This is a genomic window from Nocardia sp. NPDC003726 (assembly GCF_053586955.1).
Genome location: NZ_JBSFNF010000006.1, coordinates 17058 through 35981 on the forward strand (window position 1 = coordinate 17058; position 18924 = coordinate 35981).

Below are 18924 nucleotides of genomic sequence, written 5' to 3' on the forward strand. Positions count from 1 at the left end.
GCGCACGCGGAGGCGGCGCTGCTTCGTAATTCGCGCGCGGGACCGCGTTGTTAGCGTTCCCGAGGGCACGGTTGTGTCACGGGAGCCACGAAACATGGCCGCGCAGAACGGTGTAGCCGATGTAGGCGACCGCGTCGATGGTCGCATGGGCGAGGACCAGCGGCCACAGCCGGTTCGTGCGTTGCCAATAGCGGCCGAATATGACGCCCATCACAAAGTTCCCGAGCCCGCCGCCGAGTCCTTGATACAGGTGATAGCTGCCACGCAGCGCGGCCGAGGCCAGCAGAGCCGAGTTGGCCGACCACCCGAGCCTGCGCAGCCGGGTGAGCAGGAACGCGACCACGATGACCTCCTCGGCCACGGCGTTCGCGCAGGCGGAGAGCACGAGCGCGGGCAGCCGCCACCAGTAGTCGCCGAGCGAGGCCGGGACGATCGTCACGCTCAGGCCGAGCGCGTGTGCCGCGAGATACAGCCCGAGCCCCGGCAATCCGATGATCGCGGCCAGCGTCAAGCCGGGTAGCACGTCGGCGCGCCACCGCAGCCGGTTCGCCAGCCCGATCAGCCGCGGTCCGATGCCGCCGCGCCACAGCAGATACAGTCCCAGCGCCGCCCACCCGAGCAGCCGCAGCACGCTGAACAGCTGGAACAGCAGATCGATGGTGGACTGTGTCGATCGCGACGGGTTCAGCGCGACGGTGCGCCCGCCGATTCCGCCCGGGCCGAGCGCGCTCTCCACCAGCGAGAGCGCGGCGCTGAGCCCGCTGAGCCCGAACGTGACCAGCAGCACCACGGCGATCTCTAGTTTGATCGCCAGCCGCTCCCGATCGGTCGGTTCGGCCTCGTCCCACTCGGCACTGGACTCCGCACGCATGAGTCGAATCTATTGCGCTGGTCCGAACAGGCGCGCGCCGTGTCGGCGTGCGAATCGCCCGGCCCGCGGGCATGTCGCTCGGCTCGACAACCTGCCCCGGTCCGGCCTCGGCGTCAGATCCGGCGCAGTCCGTTGAGGAACGGGCAGCCCGCCAGCGTGCGTACGGCCCGGCTGAGCCCTTCGATGTCGTCGGCCGGTGCGCTGAACGGCAAGCGGAAGTCGTGGTCGCCGTCGTGTCCTTCCACCCGCAGGGTGAGTCCGTAGCGGTCGATAGCCAGCGGGTGCACGATGCCGCGCTGTAGCTGTGGCGGCAGGTGCCTGGCCAGCTGGGCGACGACGTCGGCGTGATCGGCCTGCATGTGCTGCAGCCACGCGGATTCCATGGCGCAGAACGGATCCGGCTGCGCCGAGCGCAACTCCTCGCTGGTCACCGATTCGGCGCCGGTCGAGTCGGCCACCACCGCGGAGTTGATCACCAACCGCAGCAGGCTGGCGCCGAAGCCGATATCGAGCAGTCCCGGATGCGGATGCTCCTTCGCCACCTCGGTGGCCAGCGCGCGCTGCGCCTGTGTGGGCACCGCGCGCACCCAACCGCGCAGCCAGACCAAGGCGCGGACGGGCTCGCGCAGCGGCAGCGGGGCGTGGTCGGTGAGTTCGAGCACCGCGGGCGCGCCGTGCTCTCCGGAGTTTCCGGCCAGGATCGCGGCGATCGAGGTCGTCGGCACCGCGATCACGGCGTCGCCGCACTGCCGGACGTGGTGCACGGACGCGGGCGTCGGATCGATGCCGGGCATGGCCAGCACCGCTTGCACCGCGTGCGCGCAGGCGCTGCGCACTCGCTCGGCGGTGGACGGTGCGACGGTCGAGGACGGACGCGGCATACAAACCTCCGTGAAGCGGGCGGCGCTGCAATAGGATTAGGTTACCCTAAGCTAAGTGACGGGCCATGCTTCCCGCAAGCGTTCCGATCCGGCTGATCGCAGCGAACCGTGTCGATTCCCGGTCGAATCGGGTTGTTGCGGTGAGGGCGTGTCGGAAGGGACGGGATCGAGCGAACCGGTGCTGGTGACGTTGTCGGCGCCGCCGCGGCGCGGTTTGGCCGACGGGCTGGTCCGCAACATCGGCGCAAGTTCCGCAGCGCCGATGCTGGAGCTGGACGCCCCCGACGCCGAGATCGCCGGTTTCCTCGCGCACGTCGCCCACTCCGATACCGGCTTCGTCGCGCGCACCTCCTCGGGAGAGCGCGCGGTCGCCATCGTCGCCGCCACGGCCGCCGCCCTGTGCGGCGAGGACATCGGCACGGCCCTGCGCGAGCCCGACATCGCCTTTCTGACCTCCCTGAAGCCGCAGGCCGTCGAGGCGGTCCGATCGGTTCTGCTCGCCATCGAAACCGAGGCCGCTGACCGGGTGAACGCCGCGTTGCGGGTGCTCAACGCGGGTTGAACGCCGCTCGGGCGGTCACGGAACAGTCGCCTCGCGGCGGCGGGGCCTTCCCAATCGGTGGGGGGCCGGGCGAGCGCGCAAGTAATCTCGTAACCGTGCCGCGAATCGCGTACTTCGGGCCGTCCGGAACGTTCACCGAGATGGCCCTCGCTCAACTGGAATCCTCGGGAACCTTCGACGGGCCCGTGGAGCGGATCGCCGCGCCCAGCCAAGGCGCCGCGCTCGACCTGATCCGCTCCGGTGACGTGGAGGGCGCGGTGGTGCCGATCGAGAGCTCCGTCGAAGGGTCGATCTCGGCGACGCTCGACTCGCTGGCAATCGGTCCGCGTCTGCAGATCGTCGCCGAGACCGAACTCGAGGTGAGTTTCACGATCCTCGGCAAACCGGGCACGGCGCTTCCGGACGTGCGCACCCTCGCCGCATACCCCGTGGCCGCCGCGCAGGTGCGGTTGTGGGTGGCGCGGCATCTGCCGCAGGCTCAGCCCTACACCTCGGCGTCCAACGCCGCCGCCGCCGAGGACGTGGTGGCAGGCCATGCGGACGCCGCCGTGTCGACCGCGCTGGCCGGAGAGCGGCTGGGTCTGATCGCGCTGGCCTCCGGCGTCGCCGATCACGAGCAGGCGATCACGCGGTTCGTGCTGTGCACCAGGCCGACGGCCGCGCCGCCCGCCACCGGAGCCGACCGCACATCGATCGTGCTCGAACTGCCGAACGTACCGGGCTCACTGATGCGCGCCTTCGCCGAGTTCGCCACTCGCGGAATCGATCTGACCAGGATCGAATCGCGGCCCACTCGAACCGGCATGGGCACCTACCGTTTCTATCTCGACTGCGTGGGGCACATCGATGACGCCGCGGTCGCCGAGGCGCTCAAAGCACTGCACCGCAACGCGCGGATCCGCTTCCTCGGGTCTTGGCCTGCGACTTCCGCGACCGGCACGCCACCACCGCCGGACGAAGCGGACGCGGAGTGGTTGATCCAGCTGAGAAAGGGGATGGCCGACCTATGACCGGGAGGTTGATTCTGGTCCGGCACGGGGAGACCGAGGGCAATGTCGCCAAGCTGCTGGACACCCGGATTCCGGGCTTGCCGCTGACCGAACGCGGTGCGGCGCAAGCGAAAGCGTTCGGTGAGGGCCTGCTCCGTCCGCCGAAGGTGCTGTTCTCCTCGGCGGCGCTGCGCGCGCGCCAGACCGCGAGCTACATCGAGGCGGCCACCGGTGTCGCCGCCATGGTGCTCGACGGACTGCACGAGGTACAGGCCGGGGACCTGGAGGGAGAACACAGCGAGGAGGCGCACCAAACCTTCCAGCGGATCTACCGTGCCTGGCACGAGGGCGATCTCACGCTGCGGGTGCCCGGCGGCGAATCCGCTCAGGACGTGCTGGATCGGTTCCTGCCCGCGGTCGAGGAACTCCGGAACACCTATCTGACCCCGGACGACGACACGCACGGTGACGTGATGGTGGTCAGTCACGGTGCGGCCATGCGGCTCGTCGGCCGCACCCTCGCGGACGTGCGGCCGCCGTTCACGACGAACAACCACTTGGACAACACCGAGACGATCGAGCTGGTGCCGATGCCCGACGGCGGGTGGGAGTGCATTCGCTGGGGACGGTTCACGCCGCCGTTCGGCTACGAAGTCGCGCCGACCTCGGACGATCCCATGGGCTAGCGATGCCGGCGCGCTCAGGACAGTTTCGGATTCCGGGGGAACTCTTCGCGTTCCGGTAGGGAATTGATCAGATCCTGCACGGCCGTGCGCAGTCGCGCGGGAGTCCCGCTGCTGAGCGACGTCCACTTCACGCCGTCGTCGGACCTGCTCGCGGTCGCGATGAATCGGCCCGCGCGCGTATTGAAGACGGCGATGTGGTTGTCGGCCGTGTCTCTGGTGCCGTCGCCGTAGATCACACCGACGATCTCGGCATACGAGTGAATCTCGACCAGGGCCGCGGCCAAAGTGTGCGCGTCCTGGGCCGGATTGCCCACCTTCGCCAGTCTTTCCGCGGTGGCCGCGGCGTCACCGGTGTCGCCGAAGATCGTGGCCAGCTCTTCGGTGGGCGCGTTCATGCCGTACAGCTCGAGCGGTTCGGCGTAGCCGAGTGCCGCGAGAACCGTTGCCGGCAGGTCGTTTCCGGCCTCATCGATGACGTAGGAGTCCTGCCCCCGAAGGGCGACGACCGGGAGGTCGACGCCCTTCGCCAGACAGAAGCGACTCACCCAGCCATCGACGACCAGGCGCAGCGCGATGATCCAGTGGGGCCGGTGCAGGGCGCGCAGCCGGTTCTCCAGATCGCCATGCAGCACATCATCGATCAGGAGGTCCCGCTGGGCGAGGGACTCGGCGGCCGCGTCCATCGCCGCTTTGTGGTCGGTCAGGTTGTCGTAGCGCGCCCTCGCGTTCAGGACGACGGGAACCTCGATTTGCAGTTTCTCCACGAGGAACTGCATTTCGTCGAGCGACAGGACGACCGCATCGAGCGTCGACGGGCCGCGGCCCGCACCGAGTACGGTCACCTAACCGTCCCGCTGAGGTCACCGCCGATGACCCCATCGGTGGTGAGACGGCCGTCGTTGAAGTGCTCGGTCGACCGCAGGTAATCCCGGCCGTCGTGCTCGTTCTCGTCGTCCTCGTCGCTGCGCGCCTGATTACCCAGCAAGGGGTTGCCGTTGCCGGTGTTGGCCGGACGCACCGGCGCCGCCTCGACGCCTTTGACCACGGCAGTCTCCTGCACCGCAGCGGTGGCGCCACCGATCGTGCCGTTGGAGCCCCAGCCCTCCGGAAGTTTGAGCGAGCCGCTGCTGATGCCCGCCGCCGATCCGAGACCCGTGAACGACACGGCGCGCGTCGCGGCGCCGGCAGCCGTGGCCGCCGCACCGACACCCATGGCCATGGGAGCCATGCCGGAGAAGGCGGGCGCGGAGCTGGTGCTGGCCGCTGCGATCGCGCTGCCCGCGACATTTCCGACGGTGGAGACACCGGTGGTGGCGATCGAGCCGACGGCCTGCGCGGCCTGGGTGGCAGCGCTCGCCACGCCCGGGTTGCTCAGGAAGGCCTGCGTCGCGGCGACGGCGGCCTGGATCGGATCGGCCGGGACTTCGCTGGTCGTGTCCGCCGCCTGCTCGGGGCTGGCCGTCCCGGCGCCCTTGGCGATCGGCGGCGGCAGCAGGAACTCGGCGGGTGTGGCGAGCATGGCGCTGGTCGCGGCCTCGTAGGTCTCCATGACCAGCGCGGCGCGAATGTCCATGGCGTGCCTGGCGACTTCGGCGGCCTCGAAGGCGCCGCTCAACACGCCCGGCGGGTTCGCCGACGCGGCCAAGGCGGTGTTGACGGCCGCGATCTCGGGCGGACTCGGCATCGCCAGCGCGGCGACGGTGTAGGCGGTGGCGTTCGCCGCGGCCTTGGCGCCCATCGCGGCCGCCTGCACGCCCTGCTGCTCGGACCAGCCGAGGAAGCCGGTGAGCTTGCTCAGCGCGGCGATACCGTTGATGCCCTGCATGCCGACGCCGAGTTCGGCCATCACCCTGGCGACGGTCGTCGTCGCGTCGACCCAGGCGGCGGTGAGCCCGCCCCACGCGGTGGCGGCGGCCGAGATCGGAATCGCGTGCGCGCCCGCGTGAAGGGTGGCCGAATTGACCTCCGACGGGCGCGCGGCCCAGATCACCCCGGTGACTCCTGCAACCATGTTTGTCTTCTCCCCTGCTCGAGCGTTGCTGATTGAACTCGTTGCGGAACTACACCTGGATGGCGCTGATGCCTGCGGCGCGCACCACGTCGCCCGCGACGTGCTGGGCCAACTGCATGCGCAGCGTCGCCGCGGCGTGGTGGCATTCCAGAATCGCCTGCGCGATCGCCCGGTCGTGCGACATCGCCCCCTGATTGAAATGGCTCGCGCTGACGAAGGAGACTTCCTCCGCCCCGGAGGGCAGCACGTGCGTCGCAGGCGCGGTGACCGCCGCGGCGGCCGCCAGACGTTCGGCGACGAGGTCGAGTTCGGCCGCGGCGGCGAGAATGGCTTCGGGTGCGATCAGTACATGTCCAACCATGACTCGACTCCTTCTAGTGGCTGTGGGGCGGAACCACGAGAATTCCCCCTTCGAGTGATAGGACGCGACAGCAACGCGATCGGTTCCATCGAATCCCCAACTTTTCGATCTCCGTGCCGATTACACACCTACCGCTGGTGGTGCGCAATACAGCTCGGTCAAGACTATCCCCATCCCAGCTGATGCAGGCGGTCTTCGTCAATGCCGAAATAGTGTGCGATCTCGTGGATCACGGTGATCGCCACCTCTTCCACCACCTGCGCCTCGTCGGCGCAGTGCTCGAGAATCGCGTCGCGATAGATGGTCACGGTGTCGGGAAGCGCTCCGCCGTACTGACTGTCGCGTTCGGTGAGGGCGATGCCGTGATACAGGCCGAGCAGATGCGGATCCTCCGGATTGCGCGGCTCGATCAGCACGACCACGTTGTCGATGGCGCGGGTCAGCTCGGGCGGGATGAGATCCAGTGCGTCGCCGACCAATTCCTCGAACCGGTCGGCGGACATCGTCACGGGCATCGGCGTTCGGCTACCTCGGCTGGGGCTGCGGCGGCAGCGGCGCCGCGCCGGGCAGCGGTGCGGGCGTGGAACGTCCGTTGTTCGGCGGCGGTACCGGAGCCTGGCCGTTGATCAGGATCTCGCCCTTGGCCGAACCGGTGATCGGCGCGAAGCCCTCCCGGTCGGCGCCCTTGCCGATCATGCAGTCCAGCTTGCGGCTGCCTGCCATCCAACTGCGGGCATCGATGTAGTCGAAGAACAACGTAAGCGTCTTGTTCCGGATGACGTCCGGCCCGCCGAGGTAGTCGGTCGAGGTGCGGGTGCACTCCTGCTCGACGAACTTGTCCTGGTCGTCCTTCGCGGGCGGGCCGCCGTTGAAGTGGGCGCTCAGATCCACCGTGGAGACGATCTCCACCGCGTGCGGCTGGGCGCAGTCGACGGGATCGGTGGGCAGGTTCTGGTTGATGCCGAGGCACACGCCCGGCTCGTACACCTTGGACTGGTCGTGCTCGGTGGCGCTGCCGACCGACGGCGGAGTGCCAGCGCTGGCCGCGATCTGCAGGCCGCAGCGCAGCGTGCGGTCACCGTGCTGCCAGCCTTCCGGGCTCGGGTACATCAGCCCGACGATGTACTTGCCACGCGGATCGAACCGGCCCGACATGTACTTCTGCACCGCGGGCACGCAGTGCTCTTCCTTCAGCTCGGTCAGGCGCAACGAGTCCGGGAACCGCGAGCCGGGACCGAACTCCTTGCCCGGGTATCTGCTCATGTCGATGTCGGCCGCGACCTCGAACATGTGCTTGGTCGAGCAGTTCACCTTGACCAGGTCCGAGCGGTCCGGCTTGGTCCAGCTCAGGCAGTCGCCCTTGGACGCGGTGCCGAACTCCTTGTCCAGCACGGGCTGTGCCGGTGCGCCTGGATTGTGCGCCTCCAGGCCCTTCTCGTTGTCGAAGCCGGTGACGAACAGCGTCACCAGGGCCGCGACCACGGCGCCGACGGCTACCGCGAGCAGGCCCCAGCGCAAGGTGGGCGCCGACAGATGCAGATCGCGCAGCTCGCCCTTGCCCATGGCGGCCTTGGCCGAGTCGAACGAGCGCCGTAGGGAGTCGGCGCGCGACGACGCGCCGCGCTTGGGCGCCTGCGGGGACCGGGACACACGTTCGGAGGACATCGCGGTCCATCATGGCAGCGTCGGTGCCGCGGTGCCACGACCTGGCCCGATCGGCGCGGCACGGGGGCGGGTGGATCAGCCGCGCAGCGCGGAGAGGAAGACGCCGGGCAACCGGGCCGGGTTGGCGTCGGCGTAGAACTCGGTGAGCCTGCGCCCGGTGGTCGCGGCGGTGGCGTTGCCGACGAACCAGGGCGGCTTGGGGGAGAGGGCGAACTCCCCGCCGAGCAACGAGCGCGGGGCGGGCCGGAACGGACCGCGCACCACGGTGCGCTCCACGTCGTCGAGCAACAGGGCGTTGTGCACCACGCCGATACCGCTCTGCACGTCGTCGAGGGTATGTCCGGGAAAGGCGCCCCAGGCGGCCCGCGGCGCGAGAAAGGCCAGACCGGTCCAGGTGTTCACCGCGATAGCGCCGTAGCGCAGCCGCTCGATCGCGCGGTCGAACGCCACACCGAGCCTGCGCATGGTCGCCGGATGGGCGATGACGTTCGCGCCCAGGGTGCCGGTCAGCTCGGCGTTGGCGAAGTCCACCGCGCGCTGCAGGAACTCGCCGCCCGCATAGGGCAGCTCCACGACGCCGAGCACAGGCGAGAAGTATTCCGTGCGCAGCAGCGGCGAGCCGGTCGGCGGCAGTCCGTCGACCAGCACCCGCCCCGCACCGAGACGCTCGGCCTGCGGATACGAGGCCAGCGCGTCGGCGACCCGCGCGTCGCTGCCCGGGTAATAGGCGGTTCGCTGTGGCGCCCGCTCCATGGCCAGGCGGAGTTCGGCGAGGAACTCGTCCTTGCGGTCCCACTCGGAGCCGATCACCACCGCCTGCGCGGCCACACAGTTGTAGCCGCCGTTGTGCAGCCGTTGGGTGGCCACGTGCTCGGCCTGATAGCGCAGATCGGCGTCGGACCAATCGCCTGGCACCACGATGGTCGGCGAGACGCCGCCCAGCTCACTGGTGATCGGCTTGTCCAGCAGGGGCCGGTTGTCCTTCTTGCGCTGCGCGCCCTCCGCGCCGGGGCCCCACACGATGGCGTCGTGGGTCTGCGCGCTGCCGGTCATGTGCACGTGCGCGACATCCGGATGACGCACCAGGTAACCGCCCTCCCGCGCACCGCCGGTGAGGATCCGCAGCGCGCCGAGTTCCAGCAGCGGTTCGAACACCATCTCGAAGACGGTGAACAGCGGGTCGGTGATCGGGTTGAGCTTCAGCGCGACCACCCGGTTGTGCGCGAACAGCTCGTAGAGCGCGTCCAGCGGCGGAATCGAGGTGATGTTGCCCGCGCCGAGCACCGCGCCGATCCCGCCGGTGGCGGTGGGGTCGAGCTGGGCCAGCCCGGCTCGCCTGCGTGCGCTGTCGGCGTCCACGCCGGGGCGCAGCCACACCTCACCGCGGAAGCCGTTCAGCAACAGCCGGTCGTAGACGCCGAACGGGAACGCGGGCACGGCCAACCGCCCGCCCGGCGCCTCCCGCAGCGTGATGCCCGCCACCGGGCTGCGGCCGGTCTCCAGCGCGGCGAGGGTCGCCGACAGCGCGGCCGTGGCTTGCAACAAGGTGAGCGGGCCGGACATCCACTCCTCGCCGATCAATGGAGAGTGCTCGTCGAGGTCCTTGACGACGCACGCGGCGCGCACCCAGTCCTCGGCGAAGCGGCCGATTCTGGCATGGATCTCGTCGAGCAAGGCGCGGCGGCGGCGCAGCGGCGTCGCGGCCCACGTCTTCTCGCCCGCGGCGAGATCGGCCAGCGCGTTGTCGACGGCCGTCTCACCGAATGGAGTGCCCACAAGCCCCACTATGCGCGCGATCGCGCCCGGATGGTCCGCATCCTGGGATATCGGCGTGAAAGCGCAACACACCGACCACTAGGCTGGTGGCCCATGATCGACCTCCGATTCCTGCGGGACAACCCGGACGCGGTCCGCGCCTCGCAGCGCGCCCGCGGCGAAGACCCCGCCCTCGTCGACGCGCTGCTCGAGGCGGACGCGGCGCGGCGTGCCGCGGTGGCCACCGCGGACAACCTGCGCGCCGAGCACAAGGCGATGGGCAAGCTGATCGGTAAGGCGAGCAAGGAGGAACGGTCCGCTCTGCTGGCGCAGGCGTCGGAGATGTCGGTCAAGGTCAAGGAGGCCGAGGCCGCGCAACACGCCGCCGACATGGATCTCGACGCCGCGCACCGCGCCATCTCGAACGTGGTGCAGGAAGGCGCACCGGCCGGTGGCGAGGACGATTTCGTCGTGCTGCAGACCGTCGGCGCCCCGAGGGAGTTCGATTTCGAGCCGAAGGACCACTTGGAACTCGGCGAGTCGCTCGGCCTGATCGACATGGAGCGCGGCGCGAAGGTCTCCGGCGCCCGGTTCTACTTCCTGACCGGCTACGGCGCGCTGCTGCAGCTGGGCATGCTGCAGCTGGCCGCGCAGAAGGCGGTGGCCAACGGCTTCACCATGATGATTCCGCCGGTGCTGGTGCGCCCGGAGGTCATGGCGGGCACCGGGTTCCTCGGGCAGCATTCGGCCGAGGTCTACCACCTCGCCGACGACGATCTGTACCTGGTCGGCACCTCGGAGGTGCCGTTGGCGGGCTACCACTCGGACGAGATCCTCGACCTGAGCGACGGCCCCAAGCGTTACGCGGGCTGGTCGTCGTGCTTCCGCCGCGAGGCGGGCAGCTACGGCAAGGACACTCGCGGCATCATCCGCGTGCACCAGTTCGACAAAGTGGAGATGTTCGTCTTCACCACGCCCGATCAGGCCGACGCCGAACATCAGCGCCTGCTCGCCTGGGAACAGGAGATGCTCGCGGCGATCGAGGTGCCCTACCGGGTGATCGACGTCGCGGCCGGTGATCTCGGCAGCTCCGCCGCGCGCAAATTCGACTGCGAGGCGTGGGTGCCGACCCAGCGGACCTACCGGGAACTCACCTCGACCTCCAACTGCACCACCTACCAGGCGCGGCGGCTTGCCGTCCGTTATCGCGACGAGAACGGACGGCCGCAGATCGCCGCGACGTTGAACGGCACGCTCGCGACCACCCGCTGGCTGGTGGCCATTCTGGAGAACCATCAGCAAGCCGACGGGTCGGTCCGGATTCCGGCCGCCCTGGTCCCGTTCGTCGGCACCGACGTGCTGCGACCGACGAACTGACCACGCGGGCATAACGTTCAGGTGAATAGCTACTGGTTCGCCATGCCGGATTCCCGGGATGTGGCAACCAGCGGGATTCCTTATGTCTAGGCTATTCGTCGTGCGAGGAATCGGGTCTCGCGGCGATACCCGAACCCGGGTGCGGGCCGCGTCTGCGCTGGCGACGGCTATGGTCATGGCTCGGACCACCGGGGCGTTCTACGTCATGGGCGGGGTGCTCGGTCTGCTGATCACCGCCATCGCCCCTGGTGAGGAGGGTAATCGTCCGCTGGTGGGCGGGGCGGCAGCGGTGGCGCTGGCGCTCGGTCTCACGCTGCTCGCATGGGGGCCGCGGCTGCCGCATTCGATCCACCACGTCTACGTCGCGATCGCGACGGTGCTGGTGACGATCGCGGTGCACTCCTTCCCGAACACCGTCGGAGCGATCAGCCTCGCGGCGTTCTACGTGTTCATCGCGTGCGACGCCGCGCTGTTCTTCGCCTGGTCGCAGGCCGCCGCCCATATCGCGTTCGCCTTGGCGCTGTGCCTGTGGGTGTTGCCCGCGCGGCCGGTGACGCCCGGATTGCCGTGGTGGTCGGGCCTGATTCCGGCCGGTGTGACCTTCGGCGTCGGCGTCGTCGTCGGAATCCTGACCAGGATGGCGTCCGAAGCCGACATCGATGTGCTCACCGGACTGCTCAACCGGCGCGGCTTCGACCGGGCGTTGAACACCGCGATCCAGCAGGCCACCAGGTCCGGGCACGGGCTCGCGCTGGTGCTGGTCGACCTGGATCGCTTCCAGAAGATCAACGATCATCTCGGGCACCGCGCCGGTGACGCCGTCCTGCAGCGGGTGGCCGACACCTGGTCGAAACTGCTGGCCCCCGAGCAGCGCCTGGCGCGCTACGGCGGTGACGCGTTCGCCTTGCTGCTGCCGAACACCACCGAGCAGGCCGCGATCCTGCTCACCGAACAGCTCCGCGCCGCGGTGACCACCGGCTGCTCGGCCGGCGTGACCTCATGGCAGCCGGGCGAATCCGGGTCGCTGCTGGTCAGCCGCGCCGACGTCGGCCTGTACCGGGCCAAGCAGGCCGGACGCAACCGGACGGTGCTGGAGTCCTCCCGGCAGCTGCCGCTGGCGGTGGAACTGCGCGAAGCGATCGACCGCGGCGCGCTCGACGTGCACTACCAGCCGATCGTCAGCCTCACCGAAGGCGGCGGCAAGGCGGTCGGTGTCGAGGCGCTGCTGCGTTGGTCGTCGAGCGCGCAACCGGATGTCACCACCGAGGGCTTGATCCGCGTCGCCGAGGAGTACGACCTCATCGCCGATCTGGACGAGCTGGTGCTGCGCCGGGCCTGCGCGGACGCGGCGCGGTTGCAGGAAACTTTCGCCCAGCTGGATTTGACGCTGAACGTGAACGTCAGCGGGCTGGAGCTGGCCGAGGCCGGTTACGCCGACCGGGTGGCGGGGATCCTCGCCACGACGGGTTGGCCCGCCGATCAGCTGGTGCTCGAGGTGACCGAAAGCGAACTGGCCGCCGAATCCCAGACCGCGATCGAGAATCTGCACACCCTGCGGGAGCGGGGCGTGCGCATCGCCATCGACGACTTCGGCACCGGCTACTCCTCGCTCAGCCGACTGGCCACCCTGCCGAGCGACATCCTCAAGGTCGATCAGTCCTTCGTCGCCGCGATCCGCTCCGACTCGCCCGCGCCGCCGCTGCTCGGCGTGATCGCCGCCCTGTCCAACGCGCTCGACCTGCAGGTCATCGCCGAGGGAGTGGAGACCGAATACCAAGCCGCGGTGCTCACCGAACTGGGCTTCGCGCTCGCGCAGGGCTATCACTACAGCGATTCGCATCCGGTGTCGGAGCTGATCAGCGACCTCAACGAGAACAAAGGCCGGATCGGCTCCGGCGTCACGGACGGGGAGCTGGGCGACGGGGACTCCGTTCCCGCGAACGGCTGGGTGCCGCTGCCCTGATTCACTCCTTCGCGACCGAGCGGAAATCCCTTGACGCCGTGCGGCGTGGATGGACATGCTGATCGACATGCGTTTGCTCATCTACGCCTGTTGATCCGCTGGATCGCCGCGCGCCCGGCGCGCGAACAGCGCGGGTGCGCTCAGCCTGCGCTCGCTGACGGTTCGGGCGGTGCTCTTCAAGAGCATCGGTGAACTGATCCCGCTCTACGCGCTGTACGCCCTGCTGTTCGCCGACCACGGCATGAGCACGGGGCAGATCTCCTCGCTGTTGGCCATCTGGTCGGCGACGTCGTTCTTGCTCGAGGTGCCCTCCGGCGCGTGGGCCGACACGGTGTCGCGCCGTGGGCTGCTCGTGCTCAGTGGCGTCTTGCTGACGGCGGGCTTCGCGCTGTGGACGGTGGCGCCCTCGTTCGCGGGTTTCGCCGCCGGATTCGTGCTGTGGGGGACCTCGGGCGCGCTGGCCTCCGGCACGTTCGAGGCGCTGCTGTACGACGACCTCGCCGCCCGCGCGGCGTCGTCGGCCTATTCGCGCATCCTCGGTTACACCCGTGCCGGTGCGGAGACGGCTGTCGTCATCGCGATCCTCGCAGCGACGCCCCTGTACCTGTACGGCGGCTATGTCTTGGTCGGCTGGTTCAGCGTCGCCATGGCGGCCGTACACACATTGGTCGCGCTGTCGCTGCCCACGGCGCCGAAAGCGGTGTGCGCGGCGGACGTTGATGCTCTCGAAGAGGAAGACTTCTCCGGCCGACCTTCAGCGCCGGTCGATGATGTCCACGCCCGCACTGTCGGGGATTGTTCGGTGGATCGCACGATCTTGTCGGAGGTGGGTTCGGCGTCTCGGCCACGGGGCGAACGTTTCGAGCAGCCGAGTGTCCCCAACGGCTTCGCGTCGGAGCCCGCAGCCGTCGATCCGAAGCGCTCCGCGCCGCGGCCGGGACCGTTCGCGCGATACCGCACCATGCTGAAAGCCGGGGTCGGCGAAGCGGTCCGCGTGCGGGCGGTGCGCTACGGCGTGCTGCTGGAGGCGCTGCTGTTCGGGGTGACGGCGTTCGACGAGTACTTCGCCCTGCTGGCGGAGGAATCCGGCGTCTCGACCGCCGTTGTGCCCCTGCTGGTCGGTCTCACCGTGTTCGGTTCGCTGACCGGTTCGGTGCTGGCGGGGCGCACCGAAGGGATGTCGGGCCGGACGATGTCGATCGCGGTGGCCGCCGCGGGCATGCTGTTCCTCGGCGGGGCGCTGATCGCCGGCCTCGCGACCGGCCGTCCGGACGCGGTCTACCTGCTCGCCGGCCTCGGTTTCGGTTCGATCGGCGTTTCCTACGGCATCGTCTACAACGCGGGGATAGTCGCGGCCGCCCGCCTCCAGGACGCCATCGACGGTCCCGCCCGAGCCACCGTCACCTCGGTGTCCGGCCTCCTGGGCGAGGTGATCGCCCTCGCGATCTTCGCTTTCGCCGGCCTCACCACCCAGCACACCTCCATCTCCACCCTCCTGGCCCTCCTAGGCGCCTCCCTCCTCGCCATCGCCGCCCTCACCCCGCGCTGGCTGCCCCGCGCTGATTGACCGCGAGTGGCACACCGTGGAGAGACCCTCTCGGGAAATGCCGCGGTCATGTGCCCCTCGTGGCGGTTGGGTAGCGTGCGGGAGTGCGGTTCGGGCTGGTTTGCGGGTTCGGGATCGGTGCCGGGGTGGCGGTGCAGGGGCGGATCAACGGCGCGTTGGGGGCGAGGTTGGCCGATGGGGTGGCGGCGGCGACGATCAGTTTCGGGGTGGGGCTGGTTGTGCTGGTGGTGGCGTTCGCGGTCAGCGGGCGGTTGCGGGTTGGCGCGCGGCGGGTGCGGCGGGCGGTATCGGAGGGCGTGCTGCGACCTTGGCAATTGCTCGGCGGTCTGTGCGGGGCGTTCTTCGTGGCGTGCCAGGGGCTCACCGTCGCGGCCATCGGTGTCACCGCGTTCACCGTTGCGACCGTCGCGGGACAGCTGCTCAGCAGCCTGGCTGTCGACCGGCTCGGTCTCGGTCCGAGCGGCCGCACGCCGGTCACCGCGGTACGCCTGGCCGGCGCGGCGCTCGGTGTGGTGGCGGTGCTGATCGCCGGATTCGGGCACACCCACGCCGGCGGCGGCCTCTCCGTGCCCGAGGCGCTGCGCGGCGCGCCGACCGTGCTGCTGATCGCGCTGCCCGCGCTGGCTGGCATCGGCCTGGCCTGGCAGCAGGCGGTGAACGGCAAGGTGGGCGCCGTCGGTGGAGCGCTGTCGGCGGCGCTGGTGAATTTCGGCGTCGGGCTGGCCGCCTTGCTCGTCATCGAGGCCTTGGTCATCGTGTCCTCCGGCGGACCGGCCGATTTCCCGGCCGAGCCGTGGCTGTATCTCGGCGGACTCATCGGCGTCGCCTTCATCGCCCTCGCCGCCCTGGCGGTCCGCTGGATCGGCGTTCTGCTGCTCGGCCTCACCTCGGTGGCGGGACAGTTGTTGGCCTCGCTGATCCTGGACGTGCTCACCCCGACCAGCGCGGGGCTGTCGGTTCCCGCGATCATCGGCTGTGCGCTGACGCTGGTCGCGGTCGCGGTCGCCGCTCGGTCGCAGTCCTGAGGACACCCGTGGCGGATTCATACGCGAAGCGCATGAATGTGGAATGGTGCGCTCATGCTGATCGAATACGGGGTGTGGATTTCGCGGCTGGGTCTGGCTGTCGTGTTCGGGCTGTCGGCGTGGGGCAAGCTGGCGGATCGGAGCGCGACGCGGCAGGCGGTGGGGGATTTCGGGGTGCCGCTGCGCTGGGTGCCCGCGGTGGCATGGGGGTTGTCCAGCACCGAGGCGATCATCGCGGTGAGCGTGCTGATTCCCCGGGTTTCCGGCGTGGCCGCCCTGGCGGTGCTGCTGTTGCTCACCGTGTTCACGGCGGTGATCGCGCGGTTGCTGCGGCGTGGCGAGCACCCTTCCTGTTCCTGCTTCGGCGCCGCGAGCGCCACGCCGATCGGGCCGAAGATCTTGGTGCGCAACGGTGTTTTCGCGGCGCTCGCCGTGCTGGTCGGTGTCGGCGCGCAGACGCACCCGCGCGTGCCGATGGATCTGCCCGCCGACAACGCGATCGGCTGCGCTGTGGTCGCGGCGGTGGTCTCGGTGCTGGTGTGGTTGGCGGGCCAGTTGCGTGTTCTGCGCCGCCGAGTGGACGAGCAGGCGCTGTCCACGCTGGGCGCGGAGGGGTTGCCGGTTGGTGCGGTGGCGCCGGAATTCGAGCTGTTCGCTCCCGACGGGGCGAAGACCACGCTCGAGGATCTGCTGACCGGCGCGAGGTCGGTCCTGCTGGTCTTCGTGCACCCAGGGTGTGAGCTGTGCGCGGCGTTGGCCCGTGAACTGCCCCGCTGGCGTGCGCGGACGGGCGACGCGCTCGCGATCGTCGCGGTCGGCAACGGCGATGCCGCCGAGCAAGCCGCGTGGGGCGTCGAGCACGGGTTGGGCGATATCCCCTCGCTCGTGCAGCAGGGCAACGAAGCCGCGTTGCGCTATCGGGTGCGCGGCACACCGTCCGCCGTCCTGATCGATCCCGATGGACGTGTGGCCGCGCCGGTGGCCAGAGGCGGCATCGCGATCCGCGAGTTGATCCGCACGGTGCGGACCGGCCCGCGCAGGCCGGAGCAGGACAGAGTCCCGGCGGGAGCCTCCAGCTGATTTCGGGGCGTACCTCTTTTCTGCCCGCCTTGACCGACTGCGGTTCGGTTATGCACTGGTTGGCAAATTTCTAGCAAACAGACGGTGCCGCACCGATAGGATCGAGTCGCACCGGTGCGGAATTCGCCATCCAACAACATGACCCACCGACAAGAGGGGAAGACATGGCGCTCTTCGCATTCACCGACTACTCCGGCAAAGAGTTCATCATCCAGCTGACCAATGAGCAGCGGATCGCCGAAGCACGTCGGATCCTGTCGGGTGACGAGCAGATGTCCGTCCACGTCATGGGCCGGATCCGGAAGATGCCCGCGCCCTACAACCCGGGCTGGGACTTCCATCTGGACCCCGACACGATCACCTTCTTCACCATGGCGATCGAGGTCTGCGACGCCAGCATCATGTATGTCAACGACCACTTGGACGAGGCGTGCGGCGCGTTTCTGCCGGGCTGCTTCTGGTGTCCGTGGTCGTCGAAGCTGACCCGCGAGGTGGCCGACCGGTAATCGGTTGGCAAATGCTTCCGGCCGGCGCGGGAAGCGTCGGCCGGAAGTCGCGGCTCAGTCCAGCTTGCGCGAGCGCAGTTCGTGGCCCTTGGACGTCTTGCACCGTCCCGACTCCAGGTCCCACTGCCAGCCGTGCAGGTTGCAGGTGAGCGTGTTGCCTTCCACCACGCCGAACTTCGACAGGTCCGCCTTCAGGTGCGGACAGCGCCGCTGCACCTCCCAGCCACTGAGTTCGGTGGAGGCGGAGTCGTCGTGCGCCTCGGAGAACCAGCCGTCGGCGTAGGCGATCCGCTCGTCGGTGAGGCACTTGAAGAACGTGTAGAGGAACTCGTTGTAGCCGCCGATGCGCCAGGCCTGGAAGCGGGTGGACAGGAAGATGGTGTTCACCCAGTCGGGCTCCCGGTCGCGCAGCACCGTGCGCACCAGTTCCGGCGCGATGCGGAAGCCGTAGCGGTAACGGCCCTCGCCTTCGATCGGCTCACGCACCGTGCGCTTGGGGAAGTCCAGCACGATGGTTTCCTCGCCGATCACCAAACCGACCGGATAGCCGATGCCGTCGCAAATCACGTCGCTCTGCGCCATGATCGGCTCGAACAGTTTGCGCAGCGGCTCGAGCAGCGAGCCGTCGCCGCGCTCCCAGGTCGCCTTCTCCGCCTCCAGCACCGGAGCGAGGCGCTGGGCCATCCGTTCGATGTACTCGGCTTTGTTGTCGTAGATCTCGGCGGGGTCGCTCGGATGGGTGAGGGTCAGCTCGGCGCCGCGCACGTCGGCGACCGAGCCGGGGATCATCAGGACCCCGCCCGCGTTGCCGTGGATCTCCATCTGCTCGAGGAACACCTTCTGGTCGGGGAAGATGTTGCCCTCGTCACCGCGATCGTCGTTGAGGTAGCGCAACTCGTCGTCCAGGAACACCGGCGGACCCGCGGACGGCACCACCCACGTCGCGCCGACCTGCTCGATGTAGCTGCGCGCCCGGTCCATGCCGCGCTGACGCTTCTGCTTGCCGAAGTTCGACTTGGTGCGGGCCGGGATGTCGTAGACCATCGGATACCAGATCGCGCCCGAGTACTGCAGCAGGTGGATGTCGACGTGGCCGAAGGCGTCGTGCAGCACGTCCATGTCGACCGGGCGGGCGTCGTTCATGTTGAAGCAGGTGGTCTCGCCGTCGGAGACCACGAGCCCGGAGTCGCCGATCGGGCCGTCGGCGGGCGCGCGCAGCGCGATGATCATGATGTCCAGATCCCCGCCGGGGCCGGTCACCGTGTGCTTGACCGAGTCCTCGGTCTCGAAGAATTTGTGGAAGCCCAGCTGTTCGAGTTCCCGGCGCAGGTCGGGAACGGGATAGTCCGGCAGCAGGACGGTCGCGTCCTTGTTGACGTGCTCGGCCAGCGTCTTCGCGTCGAAGTGGTCGCGGTGCAGGTGCGAGACGTAGAGGAAGTCGCATGCGCCCAGCGCGTCCCAGTCCAGCTGGGTGTTGTCGGGGAACGGGAACCAGGAACCGAAGTACGCGGGGTTCACCCAGGGATCGCAAAGGATCGACCCGGCCGCGGTGCGGATGTGGAATCCGGCGTGTCCGACGCTGGTGATCTGCACTAGCTGCTCCTCCTGCTGTTTACCAGCCAACC

18 protein-coding genes are annotated in these 18924 nt (G+C 69.2%); 9 read left to right on the top strand and 9 right to left on the bottom strand.

From position 1 onward, the window contains the following. Positions 1-76: 76 nt before the first annotated feature. Together ACWDMM_RS10085 and ACWDMM_RS10090 are read right to left on the bottom strand one after the other, a co-directional pair. Positions 77-871: a CPBP family intramembrane glutamic endopeptidase gene (locus ACWDMM_RS10085; protein ID WP_357106982.1), complete on the bottom strand. Its 795-nt coding sequence runs from the start codon at positions 869-871 to the stop codon at positions 77-79. A gap of 113 nt (positions 872-984) precedes the next feature. Further along, a complete protein-coding gene (locus ACWDMM_RS10090; RefSeq protein ID WP_449936969.1) occupies positions 985-1752 on the bottom strand; it encodes a DUF2470 domain-containing protein in 768 nt (255 codons plus the stop codon). A gap of 148 nt (positions 1753-1900) precedes the next feature. Here ACWDMM_RS10090 and ACWDMM_RS10095 point away from each other — a divergent pair, with 148 nt between their 5' ends. The 3 genes from ACWDMM_RS10095 (at position 1901) to ACWDMM_RS10105 (ending at position 3989) form a co-directional block, all read left to right on the top strand. After that, on the top strand, positions 1901-2314 hold the full coding sequence (locus ACWDMM_RS10095; protein WP_195079648.1) for a hypothetical protein: 414 nt from the start codon (positions 1901-1903) through the stop codon (positions 2312-2314). A 95-nt stretch (positions 2315-2409) separates the two neighbouring features. Beyond that, positions 2410-3324 carry a prephenate dehydratase gene (pheA, locus tag ACWDMM_RS10100; protein ID WP_195079649.1) on the top strand — a complete coding sequence of 305 codons (915 nt, stop codon included), beginning with the start codon at positions 2410-2412 and terminating at the stop codon, positions 3322-3324. Next, a complete protein-coding gene (locus ACWDMM_RS10105) occupies positions 3321-3989 on the top strand; it encodes a histidine phosphatase family protein (RefSeq protein WP_067800246.1) in 669 nt (222 codons plus the stop codon). Before pheA ends, ACWDMM_RS10105 begins: the two co-directional genes overlap by 4 nt. A 14-nt stretch (positions 3990-4003) precedes the next feature. Here ACWDMM_RS10105 and ACWDMM_RS10110 read toward each other — a convergent pair whose 3' ends face one another. The 6 genes from ACWDMM_RS10110 to ACWDMM_RS10135 form a co-directional block, all read right to left on the bottom strand. Further along, positions 4004-4831 carry an ESX secretion-associated protein EspG gene (locus ACWDMM_RS10110; RefSeq protein ID WP_195079650.1) on the bottom strand — a complete coding sequence of 276 codons (828 nt, stop codon included), beginning with the start codon at positions 4829-4831 and terminating at the stop codon, positions 4004-4006. Further along, on the bottom strand, positions 4828-6000 hold the full coding sequence (locus ACWDMM_RS10115; RefSeq protein WP_195079651.1) for a PPE domain-containing protein: 1173 nt from the start codon (positions 5998-6000) through the stop codon (positions 4828-4830). Before ACWDMM_RS10115 ends, ACWDMM_RS10110 begins: the two co-directional genes overlap by 4 nt. A gap of 49 nt (positions 6001-6049) precedes the next feature. Then, a complete protein-coding gene (locus tag ACWDMM_RS10120) occupies positions 6050-6361 on the bottom strand; it encodes a PE domain-containing protein (protein WP_067800238.1) in 312 nt (103 codons plus the stop codon). A gap of 164 nt (positions 6362-6525) precedes the next feature. Next, positions 6526-6876, bottom strand: a complete 351-nt coding sequence (locus ACWDMM_RS10125) for a metallopeptidase family protein (protein WP_357106989.1) — start codon at positions 6874-6876, stop codon at positions 6526-6528. 10 nt (positions 6877-6886) lie between these two features. Beyond that, a complete protein-coding gene (locus ACWDMM_RS10130) occupies positions 6887-7924 on the bottom strand; it encodes a septum formation family protein (protein ID WP_397069722.1) in 1038 nt (345 codons plus the stop codon). Between the two features lie 177 nt (positions 7925-8101). Next, positions 8102-9802 carry an aldehyde dehydrogenase family protein gene (locus tag ACWDMM_RS10135; protein ID WP_357106995.1) on the bottom strand — a complete coding sequence of 567 codons (1701 nt, stop codon included), beginning with the start codon at positions 9800-9802 and terminating at the stop codon, positions 8102-8104. A gap of 93 nt (positions 9803-9895) precedes the next feature. Here ACWDMM_RS10135 and serS point away from each other — a divergent pair, with 93 nt between their 5' ends. The 6 genes from serS (at position 9896) to ACWDMM_RS10165 (ending at position 17299) form a co-directional block, all read left to right on the top strand. Further along, positions 9896-11158: a serine--tRNA ligase gene (gene serS / locus ACWDMM_RS10140; protein ID WP_195079655.1), complete on the top strand. Its 1263-nt coding sequence runs from the start codon at positions 9896-9898 to the stop codon at positions 11156-11158. A gap of 175 nt (positions 11159-11333) precedes the next feature. Beyond that, positions 11334-13121 carry a putative bifunctional diguanylate cyclase/phosphodiesterase gene (locus tag ACWDMM_RS10145; protein ID WP_323124356.1) on the top strand — a complete coding sequence of 596 codons (1788 nt, stop codon included), beginning with the start codon at positions 11334-11336 and terminating at the stop codon, positions 13119-13121. Between the two features lie 169 nt (positions 13122-13290). Beyond that, complete coding sequence (locus tag ACWDMM_RS10150) at positions 13291-14688, top strand: MFS transporter (RefSeq protein ID WP_357106998.1); 1398 nt, start codon at positions 13291-13293, stop codon at positions 14686-14688. 83 nt (positions 14689-14771) lie between these two features. After that, positions 14772-15713, top strand: coding sequence for a DMT family transporter (locus tag ACWDMM_RS10155; protein ID WP_357107001.1), 942 nt, complete (start codon positions 14772-14774; stop codon positions 15711-15713). A gap of 54 nt (positions 15714-15767) precedes the next feature. After that, positions 15768-16793 carry a peroxiredoxin family protein gene (locus tag ACWDMM_RS10160; protein ID WP_357107004.1) on the top strand — a complete coding sequence of 342 codons (1026 nt, stop codon included), beginning with the start codon at positions 15768-15770 and terminating at the stop codon, positions 16791-16793. Between the two features lie 164 nt (positions 16794-16957). Continuing rightward, complete coding sequence (locus ACWDMM_RS10165; protein WP_039794242.1) at positions 16958-17299, top strand: BP74-related protein; 342 nt, start codon at positions 16958-16960, stop codon at positions 17297-17299. 54 nt (positions 17300-17353) lie between these two features. On the opposite strand, the gene ACWDMM_RS10170 is transcribed toward ACWDMM_RS10165, so the two are convergent. After that, positions 17354-18892 carry a Rieske 2Fe-2S domain-containing protein gene (locus ACWDMM_RS10170; RefSeq protein ID WP_449936979.1) on the bottom strand — a complete coding sequence of 513 codons (1539 nt, stop codon included), beginning with the start codon at positions 18890-18892 and terminating at the stop codon, positions 17354-17356. Positions 18893-18924: the final 32 nt, after the last annotated feature.